General features: G+C 69.5%; 19 protein-coding genes. 12 read left to right on the top strand and 7 right to left on the bottom strand.

Features of this window, described 5'->3' with window-relative positions; translation table 11 throughout:
* The first annotated feature begins 10 nt into the window (after positions 1 to 10).
* Positions 11 to 1261 (top strand): glycosyltransferase family 4 protein, encoded by a 1251-nt coding sequence (locus AB0J95_RS39035; protein ID WP_364769780.1) that lies wholly within the window; start codon positions 11 to 13, stop codon positions 1259 to 1261.
* On the opposite strand, the gene AB0J95_RS39030 is transcribed toward AB0J95_RS39035, so the two are convergent.
* Entirely contained in the window at positions 1258 to 2016 is a 759-nt protein-coding gene (locus tag AB0J95_RS39030; RefSeq protein WP_364769778.1) for an acyltransferase, read from the bottom strand. The genes AB0J95_RS39035 and AB0J95_RS39030 overlap by 4 nt on opposite strands.
* 219 nt (positions 2017 to 2235) lie before the next feature.
* Here AB0J95_RS39030 and AB0J95_RS39025 point away from each other — a divergent pair, with 219 nt between their 5' ends.
* Both AB0J95_RS39025 and AB0J95_RS39020 read left to right on the top strand, forming a co-directional pair.
* On the top strand, positions 2236 to 2397 hold the full coding sequence (locus tag AB0J95_RS39025; RefSeq protein WP_364769776.1) for a hypothetical protein: 162 nt from the start codon (positions 2236 to 2238) through the stop codon (positions 2395 to 2397).
* Complete coding sequence (locus AB0J95_RS39020; protein ID WP_364769774.1) at positions 2384 to 3526, top strand: HEXXH motif domain-containing protein; 1143 nt, start codon at positions 2384 to 2386, stop codon at positions 3524 to 3526. The genes AB0J95_RS39025 and AB0J95_RS39020 overlap by 14 nt, the downstream gene beginning before the upstream one ends.
* 8 nt (positions 3527 to 3534) lie before the next feature.
* On the opposite strand, the gene fxsT is transcribed toward AB0J95_RS39020, so the two are convergent.
* On the bottom strand, positions 3535 to 6357 hold the full coding sequence (gene fxsT, locus AB0J95_RS39015) for an FxSxx-COOH system tetratricopeptide repeat protein (protein WP_364769772.1): 2823 nt from the start codon (positions 6355 to 6357) through the stop codon (positions 3535 to 3537).
* Positions 6358 to 6512: 155 nt separating this feature from the next.
* Between fxsT and AB0J95_RS39010 the strand changes: the two genes are divergently transcribed.
* From AB0J95_RS39010 to AB0J95_RS39000, 3 genes are all read left to right on the top strand, one after another.
* Entirely contained in the window at positions 6513 to 7172 is a 660-nt protein-coding gene (locus AB0J95_RS39010) for a Crp/Fnr family transcriptional regulator (RefSeq protein WP_364769770.1), read from the top strand.
* 289 nt (positions 7173 to 7461) lie between these two features.
* Positions 7462 to 7650: a hypothetical protein gene (locus tag AB0J95_RS39005; protein ID WP_364769768.1), complete on the top strand. Its 189-nt coding sequence runs from the start codon at positions 7462 to 7464 to the stop codon at positions 7648 to 7650.
* Positions 7651 to 7988: 338 nt separating this feature from the next.
* Positions 7989 to 8240, top strand: a complete 252-nt coding sequence (locus AB0J95_RS39000) for a hypothetical protein (RefSeq protein ID WP_364769766.1) — start codon at positions 7989 to 7991, stop codon at positions 8238 to 8240.
* Between the two features lie 164 nt (positions 8241 to 8404).
* Here the strand turns inward: AB0J95_RS39000 and AB0J95_RS38995 are convergent, their stop codons facing one another.
* Genes AB0J95_RS38995 through AB0J95_RS38980 form a run of 4 tightly spaced genes read right to left on the bottom strand, consistent with a single transcriptional unit; the run spans position 8405 to position 12145 of the window.
* Positions 8405 to 9568 (bottom strand): class I SAM-dependent methyltransferase, encoded by a 1164-nt coding sequence (locus tag AB0J95_RS38995; RefSeq protein ID WP_364769764.1) that lies wholly within the window; start codon positions 9566 to 9568, stop codon positions 8405 to 8407.
* A complete protein-coding gene (locus AB0J95_RS38990; protein WP_364769762.1) occupies positions 9565 to 10518 on the bottom strand; it encodes a methyltransferase domain-containing protein in 954 nt (317 codons plus the stop codon). The genes AB0J95_RS38995 and AB0J95_RS38990 overlap by 4 nt, the downstream gene beginning before the upstream one ends.
* A complete protein-coding gene (locus AB0J95_RS38985; protein WP_364769760.1) occupies positions 10508 to 11287 on the bottom strand; it encodes an enoyl-CoA hydratase-related protein in 780 nt (259 codons plus the stop codon). Before AB0J95_RS38985 ends, AB0J95_RS38990 begins: the two co-directional genes overlap by 11 nt.
* A gap of 39 nt (positions 11288 to 11326) precedes the next feature.
* Positions 11327 to 12145, bottom strand: coding sequence for an ABC transporter ATP-binding protein (locus tag AB0J95_RS38980; protein WP_364769758.1), 819 nt, complete (start codon positions 12143 to 12145; stop codon positions 11327 to 11329).
* A gap of 245 nt (positions 12146 to 12390) precedes the next feature.
* On the opposite strand from AB0J95_RS38980, the gene glgX reads away from it, so the two are divergent.
* The 6 genes from glgX to AB0J95_RS38950 all read left to right on the top strand — a co-directional run bounded on the left by glgX (position 12391) and on the right by AB0J95_RS38950 (position 18290).
* Positions 12391 to 14511 carry a glycogen debranching protein GlgX gene (gene glgX, locus AB0J95_RS38975; protein ID WP_364769756.1) on the top strand — a complete coding sequence of 707 codons (2121 nt, stop codon included), beginning with the start codon at positions 12391 to 12393 and terminating at the stop codon, positions 14509 to 14511.
* 268 nt (positions 14512 to 14779) lie between these two features.
* On the top strand, positions 14780 to 15343 hold the full coding sequence (locus AB0J95_RS38970; RefSeq protein WP_364769754.1) for a cysteine dioxygenase family protein: 564 nt from the start codon (positions 14780 to 14782) through the stop codon (positions 15341 to 15343).
* The gene (locus tag AB0J95_RS38965; protein WP_364769752.1) at positions 15340 to 15732 is read left to right on the top strand and encodes a rhodanese-like domain-containing protein; all 393 of its coding nucleotides are present in this window, start codon (positions 15340 to 15342) and stop codon (positions 15730 to 15732) included. The genes AB0J95_RS38970 and AB0J95_RS38965 overlap by 4 nt, the downstream gene beginning before the upstream one ends.
* A 31-nt stretch (positions 15733 to 15763) precedes the next feature.
* The gene (locus tag AB0J95_RS38960) at positions 15764 to 16477 is read left to right on the top strand and encodes an alpha/beta hydrolase (protein ID WP_364769750.1); all 714 of its coding nucleotides are present in this window, start codon (positions 15764 to 15766) and stop codon (positions 16475 to 16477) included.
* A gap of 29 nt (positions 16478 to 16506) precedes the next feature.
* A complete protein-coding gene (locus AB0J95_RS38955) occupies positions 16507 to 17244 on the top strand; it encodes an alpha/beta fold hydrolase (protein ID WP_364769748.1) in 738 nt (245 codons plus the stop codon).
* A gap of 77 nt (positions 17245 to 17321) precedes the next feature.
* Positions 17322 to 18290, top strand: coding sequence for a hypothetical protein (locus tag AB0J95_RS38950; RefSeq protein WP_364769746.1), 969 nt, complete (start codon positions 17322 to 17324; stop codon positions 18288 to 18290).
* Between the two features lie 913 nt (positions 18291 to 19203).
* Here AB0J95_RS38950 and glgP read toward each other — a convergent pair.
* Positions 19204 to 21780: an alpha-glucan family phosphorylase gene (glgP, locus tag AB0J95_RS38945; RefSeq protein ID WP_364769744.1), complete on the bottom strand. Its 2577-nt coding sequence runs from the start codon at positions 21778 to 21780 to the stop codon at positions 19204 to 19206.
* Positions 21781 to 22380 lie beyond the last annotated feature (600 nt).

The following is a 22380-nucleotide window of genomic DNA, read 5'->3' as shown; positions in this document are numbered from 1 at the left end:
TCAGTGCCTCATGCGCGTCTTGATGTTGTCCTGGGAGTACCCGCCGGTGATCGTCGGTGGGCTGGGCCGTCATGTGCACGCGCTGGCCACGCAGGTCGCGGCGCAAGGACACGAGGTCGTCGTGCTGTGCCGCCAGCAGGCCGGGACGGACGCGTCGACGCACCCCACCACCGACGAGGTGAGCGAGGGCGTGCGGGTGATCCGCGTCGCCGAGGACCCGCCGCACCTGGTGTTCGAGCGTGACCTGGTGGCGTGGACCCTGGCCATGGGCCACGCGATGGTCCGCGCCGGGCTCGCGCTGCTGGACGAGTGGTCGCCGGACGTCATCCACGCGCACGACTGGCTGGTCACGCACCCCGCCGTCGCGCTGGCCGACCACACCCGCAAGCCCCTGGTCGCGACGATTCACGCGACCGAGGCCGGCCGGCACAGCGGGTGGCTGTCGCACCCGTTGAACCAGCAGGTGCACTCGGTCGAGTGGTGGCTGGCCAACCGCGCCGACGCCCTGGTGACCTGTTCGGCGGCGATGCGCACCGAGGTCGCGTTCCTGTTCGACCTCGATCCGGCGGACATCACCGTGATCCACAACGGGATCTCGCAACGGTCCTGGCGGGTGCCCGCCGCGACCGTCCGCGCCACGCACGAGCAGTACAACCCCGGCGGCGGGCCGATGCTGCTGTTCTTCGGCCGGCTGGAGTGGGAGAAGGGCGTCCAGGACCTGATCGCCGCCCTGCCGCGGATCCGCCGGTCGCACCCGGGCACGCGGCTCGTGGTGGCGGGCAAGGGAATCCACGGCCCGCAGCTGATCGAGGACGCCCGCAAGGCGCGGGTCAAGCGGTCCGTCGACTTCGTCGGCCACCTCACCGACGACCAGCTCGTGGCCGCCCTGGCCGCCGCGGACGTCGTCGTGCTGCCGAGCAAGTACGAGCCGTTCGGGATCGTGGCGCTGGAGGCGGCCGCCGCCGGGGCTCCGCTGGTCGCGTCGACCGCGGGCGGGCTGGGCGAGGTGGTCATCGACGGCGAGACCGGCCTGTCGTTCCCACCCGGGGACATCGACGGCATGACCGCCGCCGTCCGGGCGGTACTCGACGACCCCGCCGCGGCCAAACGCCGCGCCAAGGCCGCCAAAGCGCGGCTGTCGAGCGATTTCGACTGGGCGCACATCGCCGCGTCCACAATCGACGTCTACGCGTCCGCTCAGGTGTGCGATCGAGGGCCGTTGGGCCGGCCCAAGATCGCCACCGGCAACGCGTTCAGCTAAACGTCCTCTTTCAGCGCCTTTTTCACCGCTTCGCGGGCTTTCCGGTCCATATCCGCGATCGCCGCCCGGCGCTCCGCTTTCGCCTCGTAATCGGCCAGCCGGTCGCGCACGACCCGGGCCGGTGAGCCCACCGCGATGGCGTAGTCGGGAATCTCGCCGCGCACCACGGAATGCGCGCCCATCACGCAGCCGCGGCCAATCCTGGTGCCGCGCAGCACCGACACCTTGGTGCCGATCCACGTGTCCGGGCCGATCCGCACCGGCGACTTCACGATGCCCTGGTCCTTGATCGGCACGTGGATGTCCTCGGTGACGTGATCGAAGTCGCAGATATACACCCAGTCGGCCACCAGCGAGGCGTCGCCGAACTCGATGTCGAGGTAGCAGTTGACCACGTTCATCCGCCCGAACACGGCCTTGTCGCCGATCCGCAGCGAACCCTCGTGGCAGCGGATCGCATTGCCGTCGCCGATGTGCACCCACCGGCCGATCTCCAGCCGGCCGTAGCCGGGCCGGCAGTGCAGCTCGACATTCTTGCCCAGGAACACCATGCCGCGCAGGATGACGTGCGGGTTGGCCAGCCGGAACCGCAGCAGCCGCCAGTACCGCACCAGGTACCACGGCGTCCACGCCCGGTTGCGGATCACCCACCGCAGCGAGTCCACGGTCAGGAACCGCGCCTGCCCCGGATCGTTGCGCGCCCGCCACCACGCCCTTGCCCTGGCCGCCACCGGCGAACCCCACATCGACGTCATGCCGACAAAGTAGAGGACGACCCGCCCACGCGAACGCCCAGCACCCCGACGAACGATTAGGCCATTTGGCCTAATACCCCAGCGGCCGTTGAGAAGAGCGCTTCAGCGAAGTCAATATTTGCGACCTGGCGTGTCGGGTATGTGCGACGAGCGGAGTCGAGATTCCCGGGGTTACCATTCCCGCGTCTGGGGGATCCCGCTCATCGGAAAGGACCTTCAGTGACTGCTTTGCTGCCTGACCTCACCGATGTCGCCGTCGACGAGCTGTTCGCGAGCGCCGAGCTGGCGGAACTCGCCGAGCTGTTCGGTAAGGCAAACGATCGCATCCCGCCAGTGCTCCAGAATCAGTACTGCGGCGAGGACCCAGTTGCGCAAATATGACCTGTCCGCAGCCGAATGGGACGACATCGCACACTGCCGCGAGGCCGTGGCCACGCTCCAGAAGCTGATGTCGACCCAGCTGAGCTGGGTGCTGCTCCTGCTGCCCCAGTCGCTGAAGGTCGCCCCGACCCTCCAGGCGGCCTGTGACCTGCTCAAACGGGCGATCACCGCGGACCGGGCGGCCGCCTTCCGATTGCTCGGCCACCCGCCGGTCGCCGTGTGGCTGGGCCGTACGCTGAGGAATCCTCACTGGACGGTGGCCCGGTACGGGGACAACATCGCGGCGGCCGCTGCGATCCTGAGTGGCGTCGAGTTCACCGGGCAAGTACTTGCTCGCAAGGGAAAAGTCGTACTGCCGTCGCTGGGCGTGGCGGACCTCGGCCTGACCGAGGAGTGGTCCCTCGTCCCCATCGGACACATGAGCGACAAGGTGATCCTGTCTGATCTTGTGCTCACCGACGTCGGAGTGGACGGTCCGCGGTGGCGTGCCTCCCGCCGCCTGTCCGCAGGGGGCGTACTGCTGGACGATCTCGAGCCATACCGGGGCCTGCCGCGGGAAGTGCTCGTGCGGTTGTCCGATGAGGACTTCGCGCGCTGGCGGGACATGCTGGCCGCGGCGTGGGAACTGCTGCGGCAGAACCATCCCGCGATGGCGGCCCAGCTGGATCTGGCACTGACGTTGCTCGTGCCCGCCCTGCCCGGCGGCGGGTCCACTCCCTACAGCGGCACGCCCCGGGACGGGTTCGGCTGCATCGGCCTCGCGCCTCGGCCAACCGCGGCCGAGGTCGCCGAAACGCTCGTCCACGAATTCGCGCACAGCAAGTTCAGTGCGATCATTCGGATTTCCGCACTGTTCGACCCGGCCGATGAAACTCTTTTCGCGTCGCCGTGGCGCGAGGACCCTCGGCCATTGAGCGGTGTCCTGCACGGCATTTATTCTTTTCTCCAGGTCGCCATTTTCTGGCACACTCAGCGCGAATTCGGCGACGAGGCTGCGCAATTCCATCTCGGCACCGCTCGCGAACAGCTTGAGACGGCCTTCACCGCCATCCGGAACACTTCGGGATTGACCGAAGACGGCCGGAAATTCGTCGCCGGAATGGCCGACCGCCTCCGCTCCCTGCGGTAGTCGTCAAGTCAGATCTGTGGGGCGTCAATATCCGCCACCGCTCTGTGGTTGTTGGCCGCGCTGATGGTCGCCGGGTGGTCGGGGCCGAGGACCTGGCTGAGGCGTTCGACGGTGTCGTTCTGCAGGTCGGCGGACTCGTCGTGCTGACCGAGGCTGCGGAGGTCCATGGCCAGGTTGATGGCGGCGGCGAGGGTGGTGGGGTGATCGACAGCCAGCGCGCTGCGGGCACGGTCGAGAGTGGCCAGGTTGAGGTCGCGGGCAGCGCCGTACTGGCCGGACCGAGCCAGGTCGGTGGCGAGATTGACCGCGCAGGCCAGGGTGAACGGATGGTCGTTGCCGAGGACGGCCCGCATGCGGCGCAGGGCCTTGTCGTTGAGGTACCGGGCCTCGCCGAGTTCACCCAGCACACCGAGGGTGACCGCGAGGTTTGTTGCGGCGGCCGACGTGAACGGATGCCGGTCGCCCCAAGCCTGTTGGTAAAGCGAATGCACGCGCAGGCCGAGCTGGCGGGCCTCCTCGCGGCGGCCGAGTTGACGCAGGTTCACCGACAGGCACATCAGAGCCGACATGGCATCCGGCTGGCCAGGTCCGTAGCGGGACACAAACCCATCAAAAGCCAGTTGTGCCAGCGGAAGGGCGGTCGCGGGGTCACCAGATCTCCGCCGCGCCACGGCCAGGTTCTTGGTGGCCGCCAAGGTCATCGGGTGCCGGACGCCGACGTGTTCGCGGAACCGCCGCACGGTCAGCTCCTGCATCTGACGCGCCTGCAGCCATCGCCCGCACTCCAGCAGATCCACCGACAGGTTGTCCAAAGTCAACAGTGTGTGCCGGTGGTTCTCGCCCTGGACAACGACTTTCCGCCGCCAGGTGTCCTCGTCGAGAATGCGCGCCGCCTCCGGGTCACCGTTCAACCTGAGGCTCAGCGCGTAATTGTTGGCCGCTGCCAAGGTATGTGTGTCGTCGTCACCGAACCGCGCGCGGGCTTTGCGGTAGGCGTCCTCGTTCAAGTCTCGCGCCGCACGGAAATCCCCTTTGGCGCGCCAATCCGACGCGACGGCGTGCGCGGTCAGCAGGGTGTCCTCGTGGTCGTCGCCGAGGTGGTCGCGCATCAACGTCAAAGTTCGTTCGCCCACCCGTCTTGCCTCGTCGAACCGGCCCAGCTGACGTAGCGCGCGCCCGATCCAGCGGGCCGCGATGAGCGTGTCGCGGTGGTTCTCGCCGAGCGTGTCCTGCCAACGAGTGACCAGGTCAGCGGCCATTTCCCGGGCAGCCTCCGGATCTCCCCAGGCGAACAGGAAAACGACGACATTGATCGCCAGCCGCCGCGCGCGCGGATTCATGCAGTCCGCGGCCTGGCAGGCGATCGCATGCGGCATAAGCTCGGAATACCGCGACCAGGCCTCGACGTTGTCCGGCTGGCCGGGATCCGCGCTGGCCAGGATCAGGTGCGCCGCGTGCCGCAGTTCGCGTTGCGAAGTCTCGTCCAGCTGGACGCGCAAAGCCAGCTGTACCAACCGATGCAGCTGGATCGTGTCGGTGCGCTGGTCGACTCGCGCGAGGCTGTAGCGGTTGATGTCCCGGATGGCCCGGCTGAGCTGCACCGGGTCCCGCAGCGTCTCCTCCAGGCGTGCGAATCCGGGCAGCTCGGGGACGTTGACGAACATCGTGCGTGGAATAGGTTCCGGTGCGAGGAAAGCGCACACTCGCAGCAGAACGAACGCGCCCTGGTTCTCGGTGCTCAGCCGGTCCATCGAGAGCGCCCACGTCGCTGCCACCGCGAGCTGGACGTCGTCGTTGGAGCGCAACTGTTCCCGCCTGTCCTCATAGAGGTCGAGGTAGTCGTCGACCGGCATTCCCGTTTCCGCGTGCCAGGCCGCGGCCTGCTCGACCGCCAAAGGCAAGTCGCCCAATGCTTCGGCAAGCCGGTTCGCGTCGGTGTCGGTGAGGTCCCGGTTGCGGCGCTGCAGCAGTTGCACGCTTTCCGTTCTGGAGAAGACATCCACCTCGACCGCCTCGGTGACCGTGGCCCACTGGGCGTTGCGGGAGGTGATCAACACATGACCCGGGCCCTTGGGGAAGAACGGGCGGACATCCTCCGGGCGGTCGGCGTTGTCGAAGACCAGCAACCAGTTCCGGTACGGCTCACCCGTGCCCAGCGCGGCCAGGACCGCAGGCACGGCCGCGTCCGCACTCGGTTCGACCGGCAACCGCAGCCGCTGCGCCAGTTCCACCAAAGCGGCCTGCGCCTGGGTCTGCTCCTCGGCCGGGATCCACCAGACCAGCTCGTAGTTCACCGCGTTCCGGTACGCGAACTCGGTGGCGATCTGCGACTTGCCGACCCCGCCCATGCCCAGCAGGGCCACGGTCGCGAGGTGCTCGTGCACCGCGTCCAGCAGACGGGACCGGCCGGTGAAGTTGTCGTTGCGCGGTGGGACGGCGCCCCACACGGCGGGCTGCTCGGCGGTTCGGAGGGGAACGGGAACGGGCTGATCCATTTCACTGCCTCCCGGATGCAGCTGAGGGATGTCCGTACGCTGGTGCGGGATGCCCGCGGTGATCATCCGCTGCGCGGACAGCACCGCCTGCGAGCCCGGTTCGAGCTCGTCCAGAACCTTGATCAGTGCTGGGAACGCGTCCGGTACCTGCTCACACGCCAGCAGGATGCTGAACAAGTGCTGTCTGGTCGCCGGGAAATGCCGGACCTGCAACGGAAAACCCAGGTAGTGGGTGAGCAGGTCGAGACAGAGGCCGCGGCCGGCCGGATCGCGCAGCACCTGCACCCGTTCGAGTGCGGCGACGACTCCAAGCCAGGCGTCCCCCGTTCCAAGCATGCCTGGCCACCTCCGCGCGTGCCGGTGCGCCCACTAACGGACTTAGCGAAGTCCACCGGCGGCTGCAACCTCCCGGCGCGGATCGCACCCGTCCGGCGTACGCCATTAGGGTCACCCGGTTGTGAGAGGTGTCCTTCACTTGGCAGCCTGATCAGGTGGAGGACAGCTTCTGGGGGCGGCTCAGCGCGCCTGACCGCCAGGTCATCGAGAACCTCGCCACCCGGCGCGGCTACCGGCCGGGCGACTACCTGTGCCATGAGGGGGACCAGTCCAACCATGTGATCGTCGTGCTCAACGGCCACGTGCGCGTGCTGACCCACACCATCGACGACCGCGAGGTGGTCATCGGCGTCCGCGCGGCGGGCGACATCATCGGCGAACAGGCCGCGCTGGACAACGGCCCCCGCTCAGCGACCCTGCAGGCCCTCGACCCCGTGGAAGTGATCACGCTCACGGGCACCCGCTTCGCGACCATCTGCCAGCAACACGCCCGGATCGGCTGGGCCCTCCTTGGCGTCTTCAGCGGGCGCTTACGCGAGATAGGCAGACAACGAGCCGAGTACGGCGGCGGAAGCTCAAGCAGACGCGTCTACGCCCAACTGCTGGAGCTCGCGCTTCAGTACGGCCGCCGCAACGGCAACGGCATCGAGATCCGCCACGAATCCACCCAGCAGCAACTCGCCGCCAACGCGGCCACATCGCGCGAGTCGTACGCACGGGCCCTGCGGGAACTGCGGGAACGCGGCGTGGTGACCACCGGCCGAGGCTGGATCCGCGTGCACAACGAGGAAGAGCTCCGCCGCCTCGCCCGGTGATATCCCCCAGTGCGGTGAACCCCGTGCGAACGGCCCACTCGCACGGCAAAACCCGTGGTCGGTGCCCTCCCCCTCGGTAGACTGGCATCGGGGCCGGCCCCCTGGGAGGGCGGGGGTTTTGTTGCGGGGGGTTGGTGCGGAGGTTGGTGCGCTTGGGGTTTGATGTGGCGCAGGTTCGACCTGGTCCCGACTTGACGCGGCCCTGGTTCGGCAGGGTCCCGGCTCGACACAGCCCCGACTCCACACGATCTCGGCTCGACGCGATCCGGTTCCGTGCAGTCCGGCGGCAGTGACCGCTGTCAGGCTGGCCAGGCAGAGCGACAGCACGCCGGTGTCGGTGCCCAGTTGCCAGGCCTTGCGCCGCCAGGCGACCAGCCACACCGTCGCGACCAGTCACACCTTCGCGGTGAGCACGATCGTGCCGGAGCACGCCGATTCCGGCGCCCGCGTCGAACTCCTCCTGAGCCGCTCGAGATGAACTCGATCGCCGCTGCCGGCTCGGGGATGACCAGACTCAAAACCGCCCGGCGGCCCCTCATCCGGTTCCTCTCCGTGGATATTCCGGACTGTCGGCGCCCCTTTTCCGCGGTCGGCTGGCATCGGGGATGGGCGGGGGTTTTGGTGCGGGTGGGTTTCGTCAGGTTGCGGGGGGCTTGCGTGGGCGTGGCATCATCTGTTCACGGCGCAGTTCAGTCCGTGTTCACCCGCCGGACGAACTGATCTCCGGCATTCCTACATGTGTGTCAGATGACACAGACTTCCCGTGCTGGTGCGGGTTCCATGACAGTGACGAATCCCTTGGAGGGGGCGGCAATCATGGAACCTTTTCTCCCTGCCCGTGATCCTGTTCGCTACCGCCGCGGCTTCTTCGCCGCGTGCGTCGCGATCCCGTTCACCGCAATGCAGATCTGGGCCGTGACCGTGGTGCTCACCACGACCACCGTGGACGGCCCGCCGCGGCTGGCGATACTGCTGGCCGTGTTCGGCGCGGCCATCGCGGTCGTGGACGGCTGGCGCTGGGCATGGCGGGTGGGCACCGCCGACGCGAGGAACGTCATCGCAACCTAGACCCGTGCCCGGTCCGGTTTCGACGAGCGCCGGACCGGGCACGACCCACTCTTGTGTTAGCGCAGGACCGTCGGCCCGAGGGGGGCCGACGGTCCCGCTACCCCCGGTCATGGTTTGTTGTGACCCACAACTTACCCATCGGCCGGGGCCCGACCTACCGCCAATCAGTTAGTCCGTACCGCATTGCACAACAACGCGGTGGGAGTGTTCCCAATTCTGGTAAGCACGACCGTCGCCTCCTCGGCACCCCTCAAGCGCAGCCGGGGCCGCAGTGCGTTCGGATCGACGTCCAGGCCACGGACCAGGATCTCCAGCTTGCCGACCTTCCGTCTGGCCAGCTCCTGGCGCAGGGCCTTCTCCGTGTAGCGGCCATGCTCGACGACTCGGAACGCACGAATCCCCGCTGGCGGGGTGGCGCCCGTCAAATACGCGATCCTGGGGTCGAGCTGGGCCAGGCCGTGCCTGGCGGCGTACTGGCGCACCAGGCCGGCCCGAACGACCGCGCCGTCCGGATCGATGAGCCACTCGGACGGCGCGGTCACCGGGCAGTCGTCCGGGTCGGCATCGGTGATCGACCACGGCTCGGCCCCGGTCCGCAGCACGCTGGCCCGCCTGCGCACCCCAGGCGTGGCCAGCGACCCGGTCCACAGGCAAGCCTCCCGCACCGAACCGTTCAACGACACCAGTTCGATCTCCCGCGCCCAGGGCACGTCCGACGGGTCGATGCCCGGGGCGCACTTCACCGCCATGTCCCGGCCCGCGTACACGTCGGCCAAAGCGTCCAGTGGCGGCGCGAAATCCGAAGGGCGCCAACGCCTTCGACCGGACGAGTCGCGCCGCGCGGGGTCCGCCAGGATCGCGGTGCCGCGGGTCACCGGCCGCAACGCGTCCGCCTGCAGCACCGGCAGCCCGGTGTTGTGCCGCGCCATGTGCACGCGCACCGCGTCCAGGTCCGAGCCGACCGAAATACCGGCTGTATACGACGTGTATACAAGGTCCATACCGATGGAACACGTCACGTCGTGCACGTCCCGCCCGGCGAAGCGGGCGGCCCGGTGCTGGGCCACCTCGGCCGGCGTCGCCTGTTGCAGGGCGTCGTCGGTGAACAGCCACCGCTCCGGCGAGTCCATTTTGGACACTGCTTTCCGGCGCAGCAGCACGGTTTCCAGCACCGGCCCGACGTTCGGGCCGACCAGCTTGCGCGCGGTGGCGACGTCGGCGAGATATGTCGCCGACGTCAGCTCCAACGCGTCCACTCCGGCCAGCGCGTCGGTTCCCGCGGCAGAGGTCAGGAACTCGATGTCGGCCAGGGTGAAGCCATAGCTCAAGGTTTGGTGCCGGTGATCATCACGTTGTAGAACAGCTCACGCGGGGCCACCTTGCGCAGGATGTTCTCGTCCACCCAGGACAGCCGCTGCCAGGCGCGGTAGGCGAACATCCGCCAGCCCCAGGTCAGTTTCTCCTGCGGCACAGCGGCTTCGAACGTGCGCACCGGCCAGCCGAACAGCGCGGCCGCCAGCTCCTCGGTCTTCGCCTCGACCTCGGCGGCGCCCGCCTCGCGGGCCAGCTGCTCCAGCTCGGTCGGGTCGAAGGTGTGGATGTCCACCACGGCTTCCAGGGCGGCCGCGCGGGACGACTCATCCAGTTCGGACTGCGGCCGCCGCCAGTCGCTCAGCGCGGGCAGCTTGGTGATGTTCGTGGTCAGCCACCAGGTCCACTGGCCGAGCTTGCGCGCGTAGGCGTTGCCGATCTTGGTGGGTTCCCCGGCGAACACGAACCGCCCGCCCGGCTTGAGCACCCGCAGCACCTCGCGGAAGGCAGCGGGCAGGTCCGGGATGTGGTGCAGCACGGCGTGCCCGACGACGAGGTCGAAACTGTTGTCCTCGTAGGGGATCCGCTCGGCGTCGGCGACCCGGCCGTCGACGTCCAGGCCGAGGCCCTCGGCGTTGCGCAGCGCGACCTCGACCATGCCGGGCGACAGGTCGGTGACCGAGCCCTTCTTGATCACGCCGCCCTGCATCAGGTTCAACAGGAAGAACCCGGTGCCGCTGCCCAGTTCCATGGCCGTCTCGTACGGCCAGCCGTCGTCGCCCGCGATCGCCTTGAACCGGCCGGTGGCGTAGTCGATGCAGCGCTCGTCGTACGAGATCGACCACTTCTCGTCGTATGTGCCCGCCTCCCAGTCGTGGTAGAGCACGTTGGCGAGCTTGAGGTCCTTCCAGGCCGCCTCTACTTCTTCCGCCGTCGCATGGGGATTGGGTGCGGGATCACTTGCCACTGAAGTTCGCCTTTCCTGGGCCGTTGGCGATGAAGGACTCCATCCCGGTGGTCCGGTCCTCGGTCGAGAACAACCCGGTGAACAGGACCGTCTCCAGGCGCAGCCCGGCGTTGAGGTCACCGTCGAGGCCGCCGTCGATCGCGGTCTTGGCCGCGGCGAGGGCCCGCGAGGCGGCGCCGGTGAACTGGCCCGCCCACTTGCGGGCGGCCTCGTAGACGTCGTCCGGCGCGACGACCTGGTCGACCATGCCGAGGGTGAGCGCCTCCTCGGCGCCGACGAACCGTCCGGTGTAGATGATGTCCTTGGCCTTGCTGGGGCCGATCAGCCGCGCCAGGCGCTGCGTGCCGCCCGCGCCCGGGATGATGCCGAGCAGGATCTCCGGCTGGCCCACCTTGGCGTTGTCCCCGGCGATCCGCCAGTCGCAGCACAGCGCCAGCTCGTAGCCGCCGCCCAGGGCGTACCCGGTGATCGCGGCGACCGTCGGCTTGGGCAGCTCGGCGACCAGGGTGAGGGTGGCCGACAGCTCGGGGGCGTAGTCGGCGATGTCGGTGTGGCCCATCACCGCGAACTCCTTGATGTCCGCGCCCGCGGCGAACACCTTCGGACCGCCGTAGACGATCACGGCCTTCACGTCGTCCCGGTCCCGCGCCTCGGTGGCGACCTCCCGCAGCTCCTGCTGGATCTGCCGGTTCAGCGCGTTCATCGGCGGCCGTTCCAGCCGGATCGTGCCGATCCCGTCCGCTACCTCGAGCCTGACGAACTCACCCACGCTTGTCCTCCTTGACGGGGTTACCCAACGGTAGCCACCTTAGGCGCGACGCGCGAAGTACCGATCACCGGAACGCTCGAGCAGCAGCTGCTGGCCGAACGTAGCCGAGAGGTTCTCGCTGGTCAGCACGTCCTCCAGCAGGCCCTGTGCGACGACCTCGCCTGCCCTGAGCAGCATCAGGTGGGTGAACCCGGGCGGGATCTCCTCCACGTGGTGGGTGACCAGGATCGTGGCCGGTGCCTCCGGGTCCATCGCCAGCTCGGACAGCCGGGCCACCAGGTCCTCGCGGCCGCCCAGGTCCAGCCCGGCGGCCGGCTCGTCGAGCAATAACAATTCCGGATCGGTCATCAGCGCCCGCGCGATGAGTACCCGTTTGCGCTCGCCCTCCGACAGCGTGCCGAACTCCCGGTCGGCGAACTGGCCCACGCCGAGACTCGCCAGCAGCTCCTGGGCGCGGCCGGTGTCCAGCGACTCGTACTGCTCACGCCAGCGGCCCATCACCGCGTACCCGGCGCTGACCACGACGTCGAGCACCCGCTCGTCCGGCGGCACGCGCAGGGCGGTCGCGGCCGAGCAGAAGCCGATCCGCGGGCGCAGCTCGAACACGTCGACCCGGCCCAGCTGTTCGCCCAGCAGGTGCACCTTGCCGCTGGACGGGTGCAGCTCAGCGGCCGCCATCCGCAGCAGGGTCGTCTTGCCCGCGCCGTTGCCGCCGAGGATCACCCACCGCTCGTCCAGCTCGACGCTCCAGTTCACGCTGCTCAGCAGCTTGTTGCCGCTCCGGCGCACGCCGACGTCGGCCATGTGCACCACGAGGTCGTCGAAGTCTGTCGGCTCAGCACTGGTCACGCGCGCCATTGTGTCGTCTCGGCCATCGGGTGGCCCCAACCGGGTGGTAGCACCCCACCCACCCCGTCCCTCCCCGCCGTGTCCCCCGTTCCTCCAGGGTGTGTCCCACATTCGCGGGGGCCGTGTTCCACGTTCGTTTCGCGCGTGTTTCCGCCCGTACACCGCCCCTTACCGGCCACAGACTTGATGCTCCGTTCGGTTGGGTTTGCAAACGGACGAGACGGACGGCAGGTGATCCTTGCGAAGATGGTTTCGTGCCCTCCTCACCACGCGAATACCCGCTGATCCTCGCCGGACGGCCGTTCCCGCTGGGCGCCTACCCCGAGTGGGGCGGCGTGCGGTTCGCGGTCGCCTCCTCCGTGGCCGAGGGCGTCGAAGTGTGCCTGATCAGCGAAGACGGCACCGAACGGCGGATCGAGCTGGCCGAGCACACGTTCGGCATCTGGCACGGCATCGTGCCCGGCGTGACGCCCGGGCAACGGTATGGCTACCGCGTGCACGGTCCGTACGACCCGCGCAACGGCGTGCGCTGCAACCCGGCGAAGCTGCTGGTGGACCCGTACGCGCGGCGGATCACCGGCGATGTGACCAGAGTCGCCGACACGATCGACTATGTGGGCAACCTCATGGACGGCGTGCCGTCCAAGGTGGACTCGCTGGGCAGCGTGCCGTTGTCGGTGGTGACCTCGCCGGGCGGCGCGGACACCGGGACCAAGCCGGACGTGCCGTTCGAGGAGACGGTGGTCTACGAGCTGCACGTGCGCGGGTTCACCAAGCTGCACCCCGATGTGCCGGAACGCCTGCGCGGCACGTACCTCGGGCTGGCGCATCCCGCGGTGGTCGAGCACCTGGTGCGGCTCGGGATCACCGCGGTCGAACTGCTGCCGGTGCACGCGATCAGCTCCGAGCCGGGGCTGCGCGACCGCGGCCGGCAGAACTACTGGGGTTACTCGACTTTGGGGTTCTTCGCGCCGCACGCCGGGTACGCCAGCGAGCCGGGGCGGGAGATCGAGGAGTTCCGAACGATGGTCGCGGCGCTGCACGCCGTGGGCATCGAGGTGATCCTGGACGTGGTCTACAACCACACTTGTGAGGGTGGCACGGGCGGTCCGACACTCTCGTTCCGTGGTCTGGACGCGCCCGCGTACTACGTTCTTCAACCGAACGGGTACGACCATGACCTGACCGGGTGTGGCAACACGCTGAACGGTGGATCGCCCACGGTGGTGCGGATGGTCACCGACTCGTTGCGGTACTTCGCTTCCGAGCTCGGTGTGGACGGGTTCCGGTTCGACCTCGCGAGCGCGCTGGGGCGGCCGGGCGGTGGTTCGTTCGACCCGAACTCCCAGCTGCTGACCGCGATCGCGGCGGATCCCGTGCTGTCGCGGTGCAAGCTCATCGCCGAACCCTGGGACGCCACCGGCGAGGGCTACCGGGTGGGTGGGTTCGGTCCACAGTGGGCGGAGTGGAACGGCCGGTACCGGGACACCGTAAGGGATTTCTGGCGCAGCTCGGTCGGCGTGCGGGATCTGGCATACCGGTTGTCCGGGTCGTCGGACCTGTTCGCGATGAACCGGCGGCGGCCGTGGGCGTCGGTGAACTTCGTGACCGCGCACGACGGGTTCACCTTACGAGACCTGGTGTCCTACAACGGCAAGCACAACGAGGCCAACGGCGAGGAAGGCCGGGACGGCACCGACGACAACCGGTCGTGGAACTGCGGGGTCGAGGGCGAGACCGAGGACAAGGAGATCCGCGACCTGCGGGCGCGGCAGGCGCGCAACCTGGTGGCGACCCTTTTGTTGTCGACGGGCACGCCAATGCTGGTCGCGGGCGACGAACGGTGGCGGACCCAGGGTGGCAACAACAATGCCTACTGCCTGGACGACGAGACCTCGTGGGTCTCGTGGGAACGCAACGACGACGCCAACGACATGAACGCGTTCGTCCGGCACGTGATCGCGTTGCGCACCAAGGCGCCCGCGCTGCGCCAGCCGCACTTCTTCGACGGCAGGCCCACCCGGTCGGGCGAACCGGACCTGGTGTGGCTGCGTCCGGACGGGGAGCCGATGGGCGACGAGAACTGGTTCGACGACGGGGCGCGGTCGCTGGGGATGTGGATCGACGGTTCGGAGTCGTTGTCGCGCACCAGGGACGGCGAGCTGGTGTCCGACGACTCGTGGCTTTTGCTGCTGCACGCGGGCATTGAGCCGACGGAGTTCACCTTGCCCGCCGAGCGGTACGGCGACGACTACGAACCGGTGCTGGACTCGAGCTCGCCGGACGGCAAGCCGGCCGAGCCGGAGCCGCTCGACCCCGGCGAGAAGATCGTCCTGCCCGCCCGTTCGTTGCTGTTGCTGCGGGCCCGCCGCTGACCCATCGGCCGCGGTTATGCCGGAAGTCTCCCCTTGCGCGGGTTGAACTGGGGTTTTCCCCGCGGTGTCCAGCCTGTGAGAGCGGTTGGGTCATGCCCGGTGGCTATGACACCATTCAGGCATGATCCGGTCGCTGCTCTTCTGGCGTGACCGCACGCTCGACCTGGCTAAGGTCAAGTTGTGCGGGTGTACCGCCGCGCGGCCCTGATCGTTCTCAGTGGCCGCGTGCCGTGTCCCGACACCCGCACCCAGCCAGGAGAGAGCTCCGATGACCGCGTCGCTGACCGACGTCGAAGTACATCCCGACCTGCCCGAATTGTCCCCTTTGCTGCATCCGTCGCGGCTGCTGTGGACGCCCAGCGAACTAAGCGACCTGACCGCCCGGGTGGCGACCACGTTCGCGTCCTCTTTGCACTCGATCGTGCGATACACGACTCCGGACCGGTGGTGGGCGCGGCTCGCGTTGACCGAGGGCGTCGAGCTGTGGCTGTTGTCGTGGACGCCCGGGCAGCAGACCGAGCCGCACGACCACGGCGGCGCGTCCGGGTCGTTCACCGTGCTGACCGGCGAGCTGGCCGAGTTCTACCGGTACCCCGGCGGCCCGATCCGCAGCCAGTCACACGCCAGGGGGTCCGCGCTGGGCTTCGGCGCCGGCCGGGCGCACCAGGTGCTCAACCTGTCCCGCGCGAACGCCGCCAGCGTGCACGCATACTCGCCGCCCCTCGTGGCCACCCGCGAATATGGCAGCCTGGCGGAGATCCCCGCCGAGATCCCGCCGTTGCCGGCTCACCGGTCACTGGCGGAGTTGCGAAAGGAGCCGGTCGAGCCGTGAGCGCGATCGATGAGGTCCTGGCCGAAGCCCGTGCCGGCCTCACCAGGGTGGCACCCTCCGCCGACCTGCTCGACGCCCCCAACACCCTCATCGTCGACATCCGCCCGTCGCACAACCGGGCGGCGGAGGGCGAGATCCCCGGGTCGGTGGTCATCGAGCGGATCGTCCTGGAGTGGCGCCTCGACCCTGGCGGAAGTCACCGGATCGAGGGATTCGACGAGGACACCCGCGTGATCATCGTGTGCAACGAGGGGTACGCCGCCAGCCTCGCCGCCCGTGACCTCCAGGCCGTCGGTCTGCCGAACGCCACCGACCTGGTCGGTGGTTTCCGCGCCTGGCGCGCGGCCGGCCTCCCCATCCGCCCGGGCTCCACCACCCCCATCACGTAAAACCGCTCGTCGCCATCGGCACCATGGGCCTATGTGGATCACGACGGACCGTGGGGTGCGGCTGGCGGCGGAGGTGCGCGAGGGCGACGCGGTGGTCGTCATGGCGCACGGGTTCTGCTCGGACCGGCATTCTCGGGGGCGGTTCGACCGGCTGGCGGACGACTTCACGGACCTGGGTCTGGGGGTCGTCCGGTTCGACTTCAGTGGGTGCGGCGAGAGCGATGACGATGTGGTGACCGCGGCCAATGAGGTCGCGGATCTGCGTGCGGCGCTGGCGTTCACGCGGGGGCTGGGTGCGCGGCGGATCGCGTTGCACGGGCACAGTTTGGGCGCGTCGATCTGCCTGCAGGCGTACGACGAGGGCATCGCGACGCTCGTGCTCACCGGTGGCGCCACCGGGCCGATGCACTACGACTGGTCGGAGCACTACAGCGCGGAGCAGCTCGACCAGTTGCGGCGCACCGGGTTCATGCGCGACGGACGGCACCTGCTCAGCTCGGAGACCCTCCGCGAGTTCGAGGAACGCGACCAGGACGCGCTGCTCGGCCCGATCAAGTGCCCGATGCTGCTCATCCACGGCGACGGCGACCCGGAGGAACGCGAACTGCTCCGGCTGTCCCGCCGCGCCACGCTGCCCGAAGGGTCCCGGCTGACGGTCGTCCACGGCGCCCCGCACAGCTTCGAAGGCCACCTGGACGAGGTCAGCGCGCTGGCCCGCGCCTGGTACCGGGAGCATTTGCGGTGACATTGCGGTCGGCGTGGACCATCGGGCGCATGTGGATTCGCACGCCGCGCGGGATCCGGTTGGCCGCCGAGCTCCGCAGGTCACGGGGTCAAGCGGTCATCGTGATGGCCCACGGGTTCTGCGACAACCGGCACTCGTTCGGCCGGTTCGACCGGCTCGCCGACGGGTTCGCGGCGGCCGGCTACGACGTGCTGACGTTCGACTTCAGCGGCTGCGGCGAGAGCGACCCGGACGTCGTCCAGGTGCGCACGGAGGTCGAGGACTTCCGGGCGGTCCTGGCCTGGCTGCGCGACGAGGGCTACGAGCGGATCGGCGTCTACGGGCACAGCCTCGGCGGCACGATCGCGCTGCTGGCGAACGACGGCCTGCCCGAGGCGATGGTGCTCGCAGGCACCCCGACGGGCGCGATGAGCTACGACTGGCTCGACTACTACGGTCCCCGCCGGATGAAGGAACTCAACGACACCGGCGTGCTGCGGATCGGCCCGTGGACGCTGACCCACCAGTCGCTGAAGGACTTCGAGGAGCTCGACCAGCGGGTCCTGCTCGGCTCGGTGAAATGCCCGGTTCTGCTGGTGCACGGCGGTCACGGCAACGACTGGGAGGAGCAGGAGCTCCTGCGGCTTTCCCGTAAGGGCAGACATCTGCTCCCCTTCGGGTCGGCCATCACGGTCGTCGACGGCGCCGGGCACAGCTTCTCCGACCACATCCCCCAGGTCCTCGCCCTGGCCCAGGGCTGGTTCGGCGAGCACCTGCCACTGCCCTGATGGACACCCCAGCGGGCGTGGGGAACAAGGCCCCGGATGCGTAACGTCTCTGTCTCGTGCGGATAGTTCGCCCTGCCATGTATCTGGCCCTCGCGGTGGCCGCCGCGATGGTGGCCGGGAGCTGGGCGAGCGCCGCGGTCCTCGCGGGTGTCCTGGTGACGGCGGTGTCGGTCAAAGCCGGGGTTGTGGTGGGCGCGCACAAGACCCCGAAAGTCATCGTCGGCCTGGGTCCGCGGCTCGCGGACTGGCAGCGGCTCGTGGTCAGGGCGTTCCCGGTGTGCATCACCGTCGACGCAGGTCCGGGGCGGCGGCCGCGGGTGGTCGGCGCGGTTTTCGGGGCGGCGTGTGCGGTCGCCCTGTTGTTGTTCGTCGGCTGGCCGTGTGCGTTGGGCGGGGCGGCGGTGCTGGCCGGGACGGTGATCCCGATGGTCAGGTGCGCCCGCAAGGCTGAGGTCCCCGGGGTGGTCGAGGTCGTCGAACTCGTCCAGGCGGGGCGGCTGGACGAGGCCGAACGCCTGGTGGGCCGGTTGACCGCGGAGCATCCCCGGCAACGAACCGTCCGTGCCTCGCGCGTGCTCGTGCTGGAGGCCAGGGGGCGGTACAGCGAGGCGCTCACGCTGGCGATCGGGATGTCCGACGACGACGCCGGACGCCAGGACGCGGCCGCATCGATGGCCGCCGTCGCAGGTCTCACCGGCGCCGCCGTCGAAGCGGGCCAGCTCTCCGCGTCCGCGGGCCTGCCAGTCGCCGCCCGTGCCCTCAACGAGGCCATTCAACTGGGCAAACCCAGCCACATGATGGACGGCGTCCGCGCCCTCCTGGCGCTGCTGGCCGGCGACCCCCAACTCGCCGTGCACTTGGCCCGCCTCGCCAGCAAGAACAACGACGACAGCCTCACCCGCGCCGACGACCTGGCCACCCTCGCCCGCGCCTACATGGCCGCCGGCGACAACTCCTCGGCACGCCGGGCCCTCGCCAAGGCAGAGCGACTGGTGCCCTGGTGGCCCCGCGTAGCCCTCACCCGCCGCCGCCTCGACCTCGCCTAGCGCACCGCGGTCTCTCACCCAACGCGCGACGACTCGCGCCTGGTGACCGGTCTGCCTGACCCAACGGCATCTCGACCTCGCCCAGCGCACAGCAGCCCGTGCTCACGCGGCCAATACCCGACACCACCCCGCCCACGGGCAACAGCCGATGTCCAGGCGACCCCCCACCCGACACCGTCAGCCAGCCGACACCACCTCCCGGTCAACTGCAGAGCCGGGGCGAAGCACCCGGTCGTCGACAGCCCCGACCTCCGCCCATGCGCAACAGTCGATGTCCCGGCGGCCCCAGCCCGACACCGTCAGGCAGCCGATAACCCATACCGTCTCCCGGTCAACTGCTGAGTTGAGGGGCGAAAGGCGCCCGGTCGTCGGCAGCCCGGACCTCCGCCCGTGCGCAACAATCGATGTCCCGGCGGCTCCCGCCCACGCCGTCAGACGACCGACACCCGACACCACCTCGCCAGTGCGCAACGGTCGATGTCCTGACGGCCCCCTCCCATCGCCGTCAGCGGCCGATACCCGACACCGCCTCGCTCGTGCGCAACAGTCGATGTCCCGGCGGCCCTGGCCCAGGGCCGTGGGGGTGCGGATCGTGCGGCAACCGGACACCGTCGAAGGCAGGCTGGCGCTCGCCGCCCCGTAGCGCGAGGTTGTGGGCAGGCACACCTCGATACGCCCCGGGCGGCACGCCGCCGTCTGTGTGGTGACGGTTGAGGCGTGCTCGCCCGTGGAGCTGATCGTGCTGTGGATCGGCCGGTCCCGCAGCTGGGCAGCACCTGTAGCCGTACCCCATCGCCCCCCTGGACACCGTTTGTCTCGCCGAAGAGTGACTCACCGTCAGGGTCTGGGGCTCCAGGCCGTGGTGTGGGCGCGTTGGTGCTGGCCAGCTTTGTTTCGGCTGATCCGGGGTCGGCTAGTTCGCCAGGATCACCCTCCCGAGCTCTGCCGTGGATGCCAGCAGGTCGTGCTTGGGCAGCACGCGGACCGTGTAGCCGAGGGCTCCTGCGTGTGGCAGGGCCAGTTCGGCGACGTAGGTGCCATCGCTGTCGGGCTGCATGGTGACCGTGACGACGTCGAGCAGGTCGTCGGTGTCACCGACCCGGCCGACCACCGCCTGGACCTCGACGTCCGAGGTCTGCAAGCCGGATAGATTGACCGACGCGCGGGCCTGGACGCGCTCCCCGATCACCGGCGTCTTGCCGTCGGGCAGCGTGAGCTCGCTGTCGGTCACCCGGACGTGGTACCAGGCAGCCTCGAGGCGGCTGCGGTACGCGGCGAGGTCCTTGGCCTGCTGGAACCCGTCGGTGTACGCCCGCGCCGCTGAGGTCGCGGCGGGCGCGTAGTGCGACTCGACGTACTCGCGGACCATGCGGGTGGCCTGCACCTTCGGGCCCAGCGACGCGAGGGTGTGGCGGACCAGCTCCATCCACCGGGACGGGACGCCGTCGTCGCCGCGGTCGTAGTACGTCGGCATGACCTGCTCCGCGAGGAGGTCATACAGCGCGGACGCCTCGAGGTCGTCGCGCCGCACCGGGTCGTTGACGCCGTCGGCGGTCGGGATCGCCCAGCCGTTGCGGCCGTCGTACATCTCGTCCCACCAGCCGTCCCGGATGGACAGGTTCAGCCCGCCGTTCAGGGCCGCCTTCATGCCCGAGGTCCCGCATGCCTCCAGCGGGCGCATGGGGTTGTTCAGCCACACGTCGCAGCCCCAGTACAGGTACCGGGCCATCGACATGTCGTAGTCGGGCAGGAACACGATCCGGTGACGCACCTCGGGGTCGTCGGCGAACCGGACGATCTGCTGGATCAGCGCCTTACCGCCGTCGTCGGCCGGGTGTGACTTGCCGGCCACGACCAGCTGCACGGGCCGGTCCGGGTCCAGCAGCAGCGCCTTGAGCCGGGCCGGGTCGCGCAGCATCAGCGTGAGCCGCTTGTACGTGGGCACGCGGCGGGCGAACCCGACGGTGAGCACGTCCGGGTCGAACACCGAGTCGGTCCAGGACAGCTCCAGCGCGGACGCGCCCCGCTGCAGCCACGCCTCGCGGACCCGGCGGCGCACCTCGTGCACCAGCCGTTCCCGCAGGCCGCAGCGCAGCTCCCAGAGCAGCGAGTCGGTGACCGGCTGGAAGCCGAGCATGCCGGGCTGCTCGTTGTCCATCTCGGCGTCGCCGAGCAGCTTGGAGATCTCCCTGGCCGCCCAGGTCGGGCCGTGCACGCCGTTGGTGACCGAGCGGATCGGCACCTCGTGCGTGTCGAACCCGGGCCACAGGCCGCCGAACATCGACCGGCTGACCTCGCCGTGCAGCTTGGACACGCCGTTGGCGCGCTGGGCCAGCCGCAGGCCCATGTGCGCCATGTTGAACATGCCCGCGTTCTCCTCGGCGCCGAGCGCGAGCACGCGCTGGACATCCAGGCCGGGCAGCAGCGTGCCCGCGCCGAAGTAGTGCCGCACGAGGTCGACCGGGAACCGGTCGATCCCCGCGGGCACCGGCGTGTGCGTGGTGAACACCGTGCCCGCGCGGACCGCGGAGAGCGACTGGTCGAAGTCGAGGCCCTCGGCCGCCATCAGCTCGCGGACACGCTCCAGGCCAAGGAAGCCCGCGTGTCCCTCGTTCGTGTGGAAAACCTCGGGCTGCGGGTGGCCGGTCAGCTCACAGTACGTGCGCACCGCACGCACCCCGCCGATACCGGCCAGGATCTCCTGGCGGATCCGGTGGTCCTGGTCGCCGCCGTACAGCCGGTCGGTGACCCTGCGCAGGTCCTCGTCGTTCTCCTCGACGTCCGAGTCGAGCAGCAGCAACGGCACCCGACCGACGTTCGCCTTCCAGATCCGCGCGCGCAGCACCCGGTTGCCCGGCATGGCCACGTGCACCAGCAGCGGCGCCCCCGACGGCTCGGTCAGCGGCTCCAGCGGCAGGCCACGCGGGTCGATCACCGGGTAGTGCTCGACCTGCCAGCCCTCGGCCGACAGCGATTGGCGGAAGTAGCCGGACCGGTAGAGCAGGCCCACGCCGATCAGCGGCACGCCCAAGTCGGACGCGGCCTTCAGGTGGTCACCGGCCAGCACGCCCAGGCCGCCCGAGTAGTTCGGCAGCGCCTCGGTGACGCCGAACTCCATCGAGAAGTACGCGATGGACTTCGGCAGCCGCAGCGCCCCAGGGTCGCCCTGCGCCCGGTTCGCCAGCTCCTCGGATCTGCGCTGATACCAGCGGTCCACCGTGAGATAGCGCTGGAGGTCGTCGGCGATGGCGTGCACCCGCGTCATGAAGTCCTCGTCGGCCGCCAGCCTGCGCAACCGCTCCGCGGGCGCCTGCTCGAGCATGCGCAACGGGTCACCGCCGAGCGCCTCCCACGCCTGCGGGTCCACCATGGCGAACAGGTCCTGGGTCGGCGGATGCCAGGTCCACCGCAGGTTGTTGGCAAGAGTCCCCAGGTCGGCCAGCGACTCCGGCAGGCCGGCCCGGACGGCGAATCGACGTACAGCTTTCACCGGAGGCACCTTACTTACCGAGCGGCTCGATCTTCGAGCCCCCGCCGCCCCCGTCACCATTCCGCAGCCCAACACCCAACTCGATCATCAACAGCACTCCGTTCCCGATCACGCCCCCGCCCATCCGCGCTGGCCCGCCCCACAACCACACCGCATCCACCCCACCCCCACAACGCCCTCCCCATCACCTGTGGACAACCCACATCCCTGTGGACAACTCGGCTCTCGCGCACCCTCCGCGCCTCGAAATGTCCGCCCTCTGTGCCAGTGTGAAATTAGGGTTCCCCCTGCGAGGGGACCCTCGTCGCGGCGTGGGCTTCTTGGGGCGGTGCTCTGGGTTGGGGGCGTCGCGAGGTGGCGGGCGACTTGCAGGGGGTTTTGGGCGGCTTGGGGATTCGGTGCGGGCGGACGGTGCGGGCGGACGGTGCGGGCGGACGGTCCGGGCGGACGGTCCGGGCGGACGGTCCGGGCGGACGGTCCGGGCGGACGGTCCGGGACGCGGGACGCGGGGCGCGGGGCGCGGGGCGCGGGGCGCGGGGCGCGGGGCCAGGCGAAATACGCCACCTGGTTCCAGGGCTTCGAATGGGGTGTCGTGAACCA

Origin of the sequence: Actinocrispum sp. NPDC049592, assembly GCF_040675465.1 — a bacterium.
Taxonomy (GTDB): domain Bacteria; phylum Actinomycetota; class Actinomycetes; order Mycobacteriales; family Pseudonocardiaceae; genus Kibdelosporangium.
Note: the sequence above shows the minus strand (reverse complement) of the source record. Positions and strands in the feature narration are given on the sequence as shown.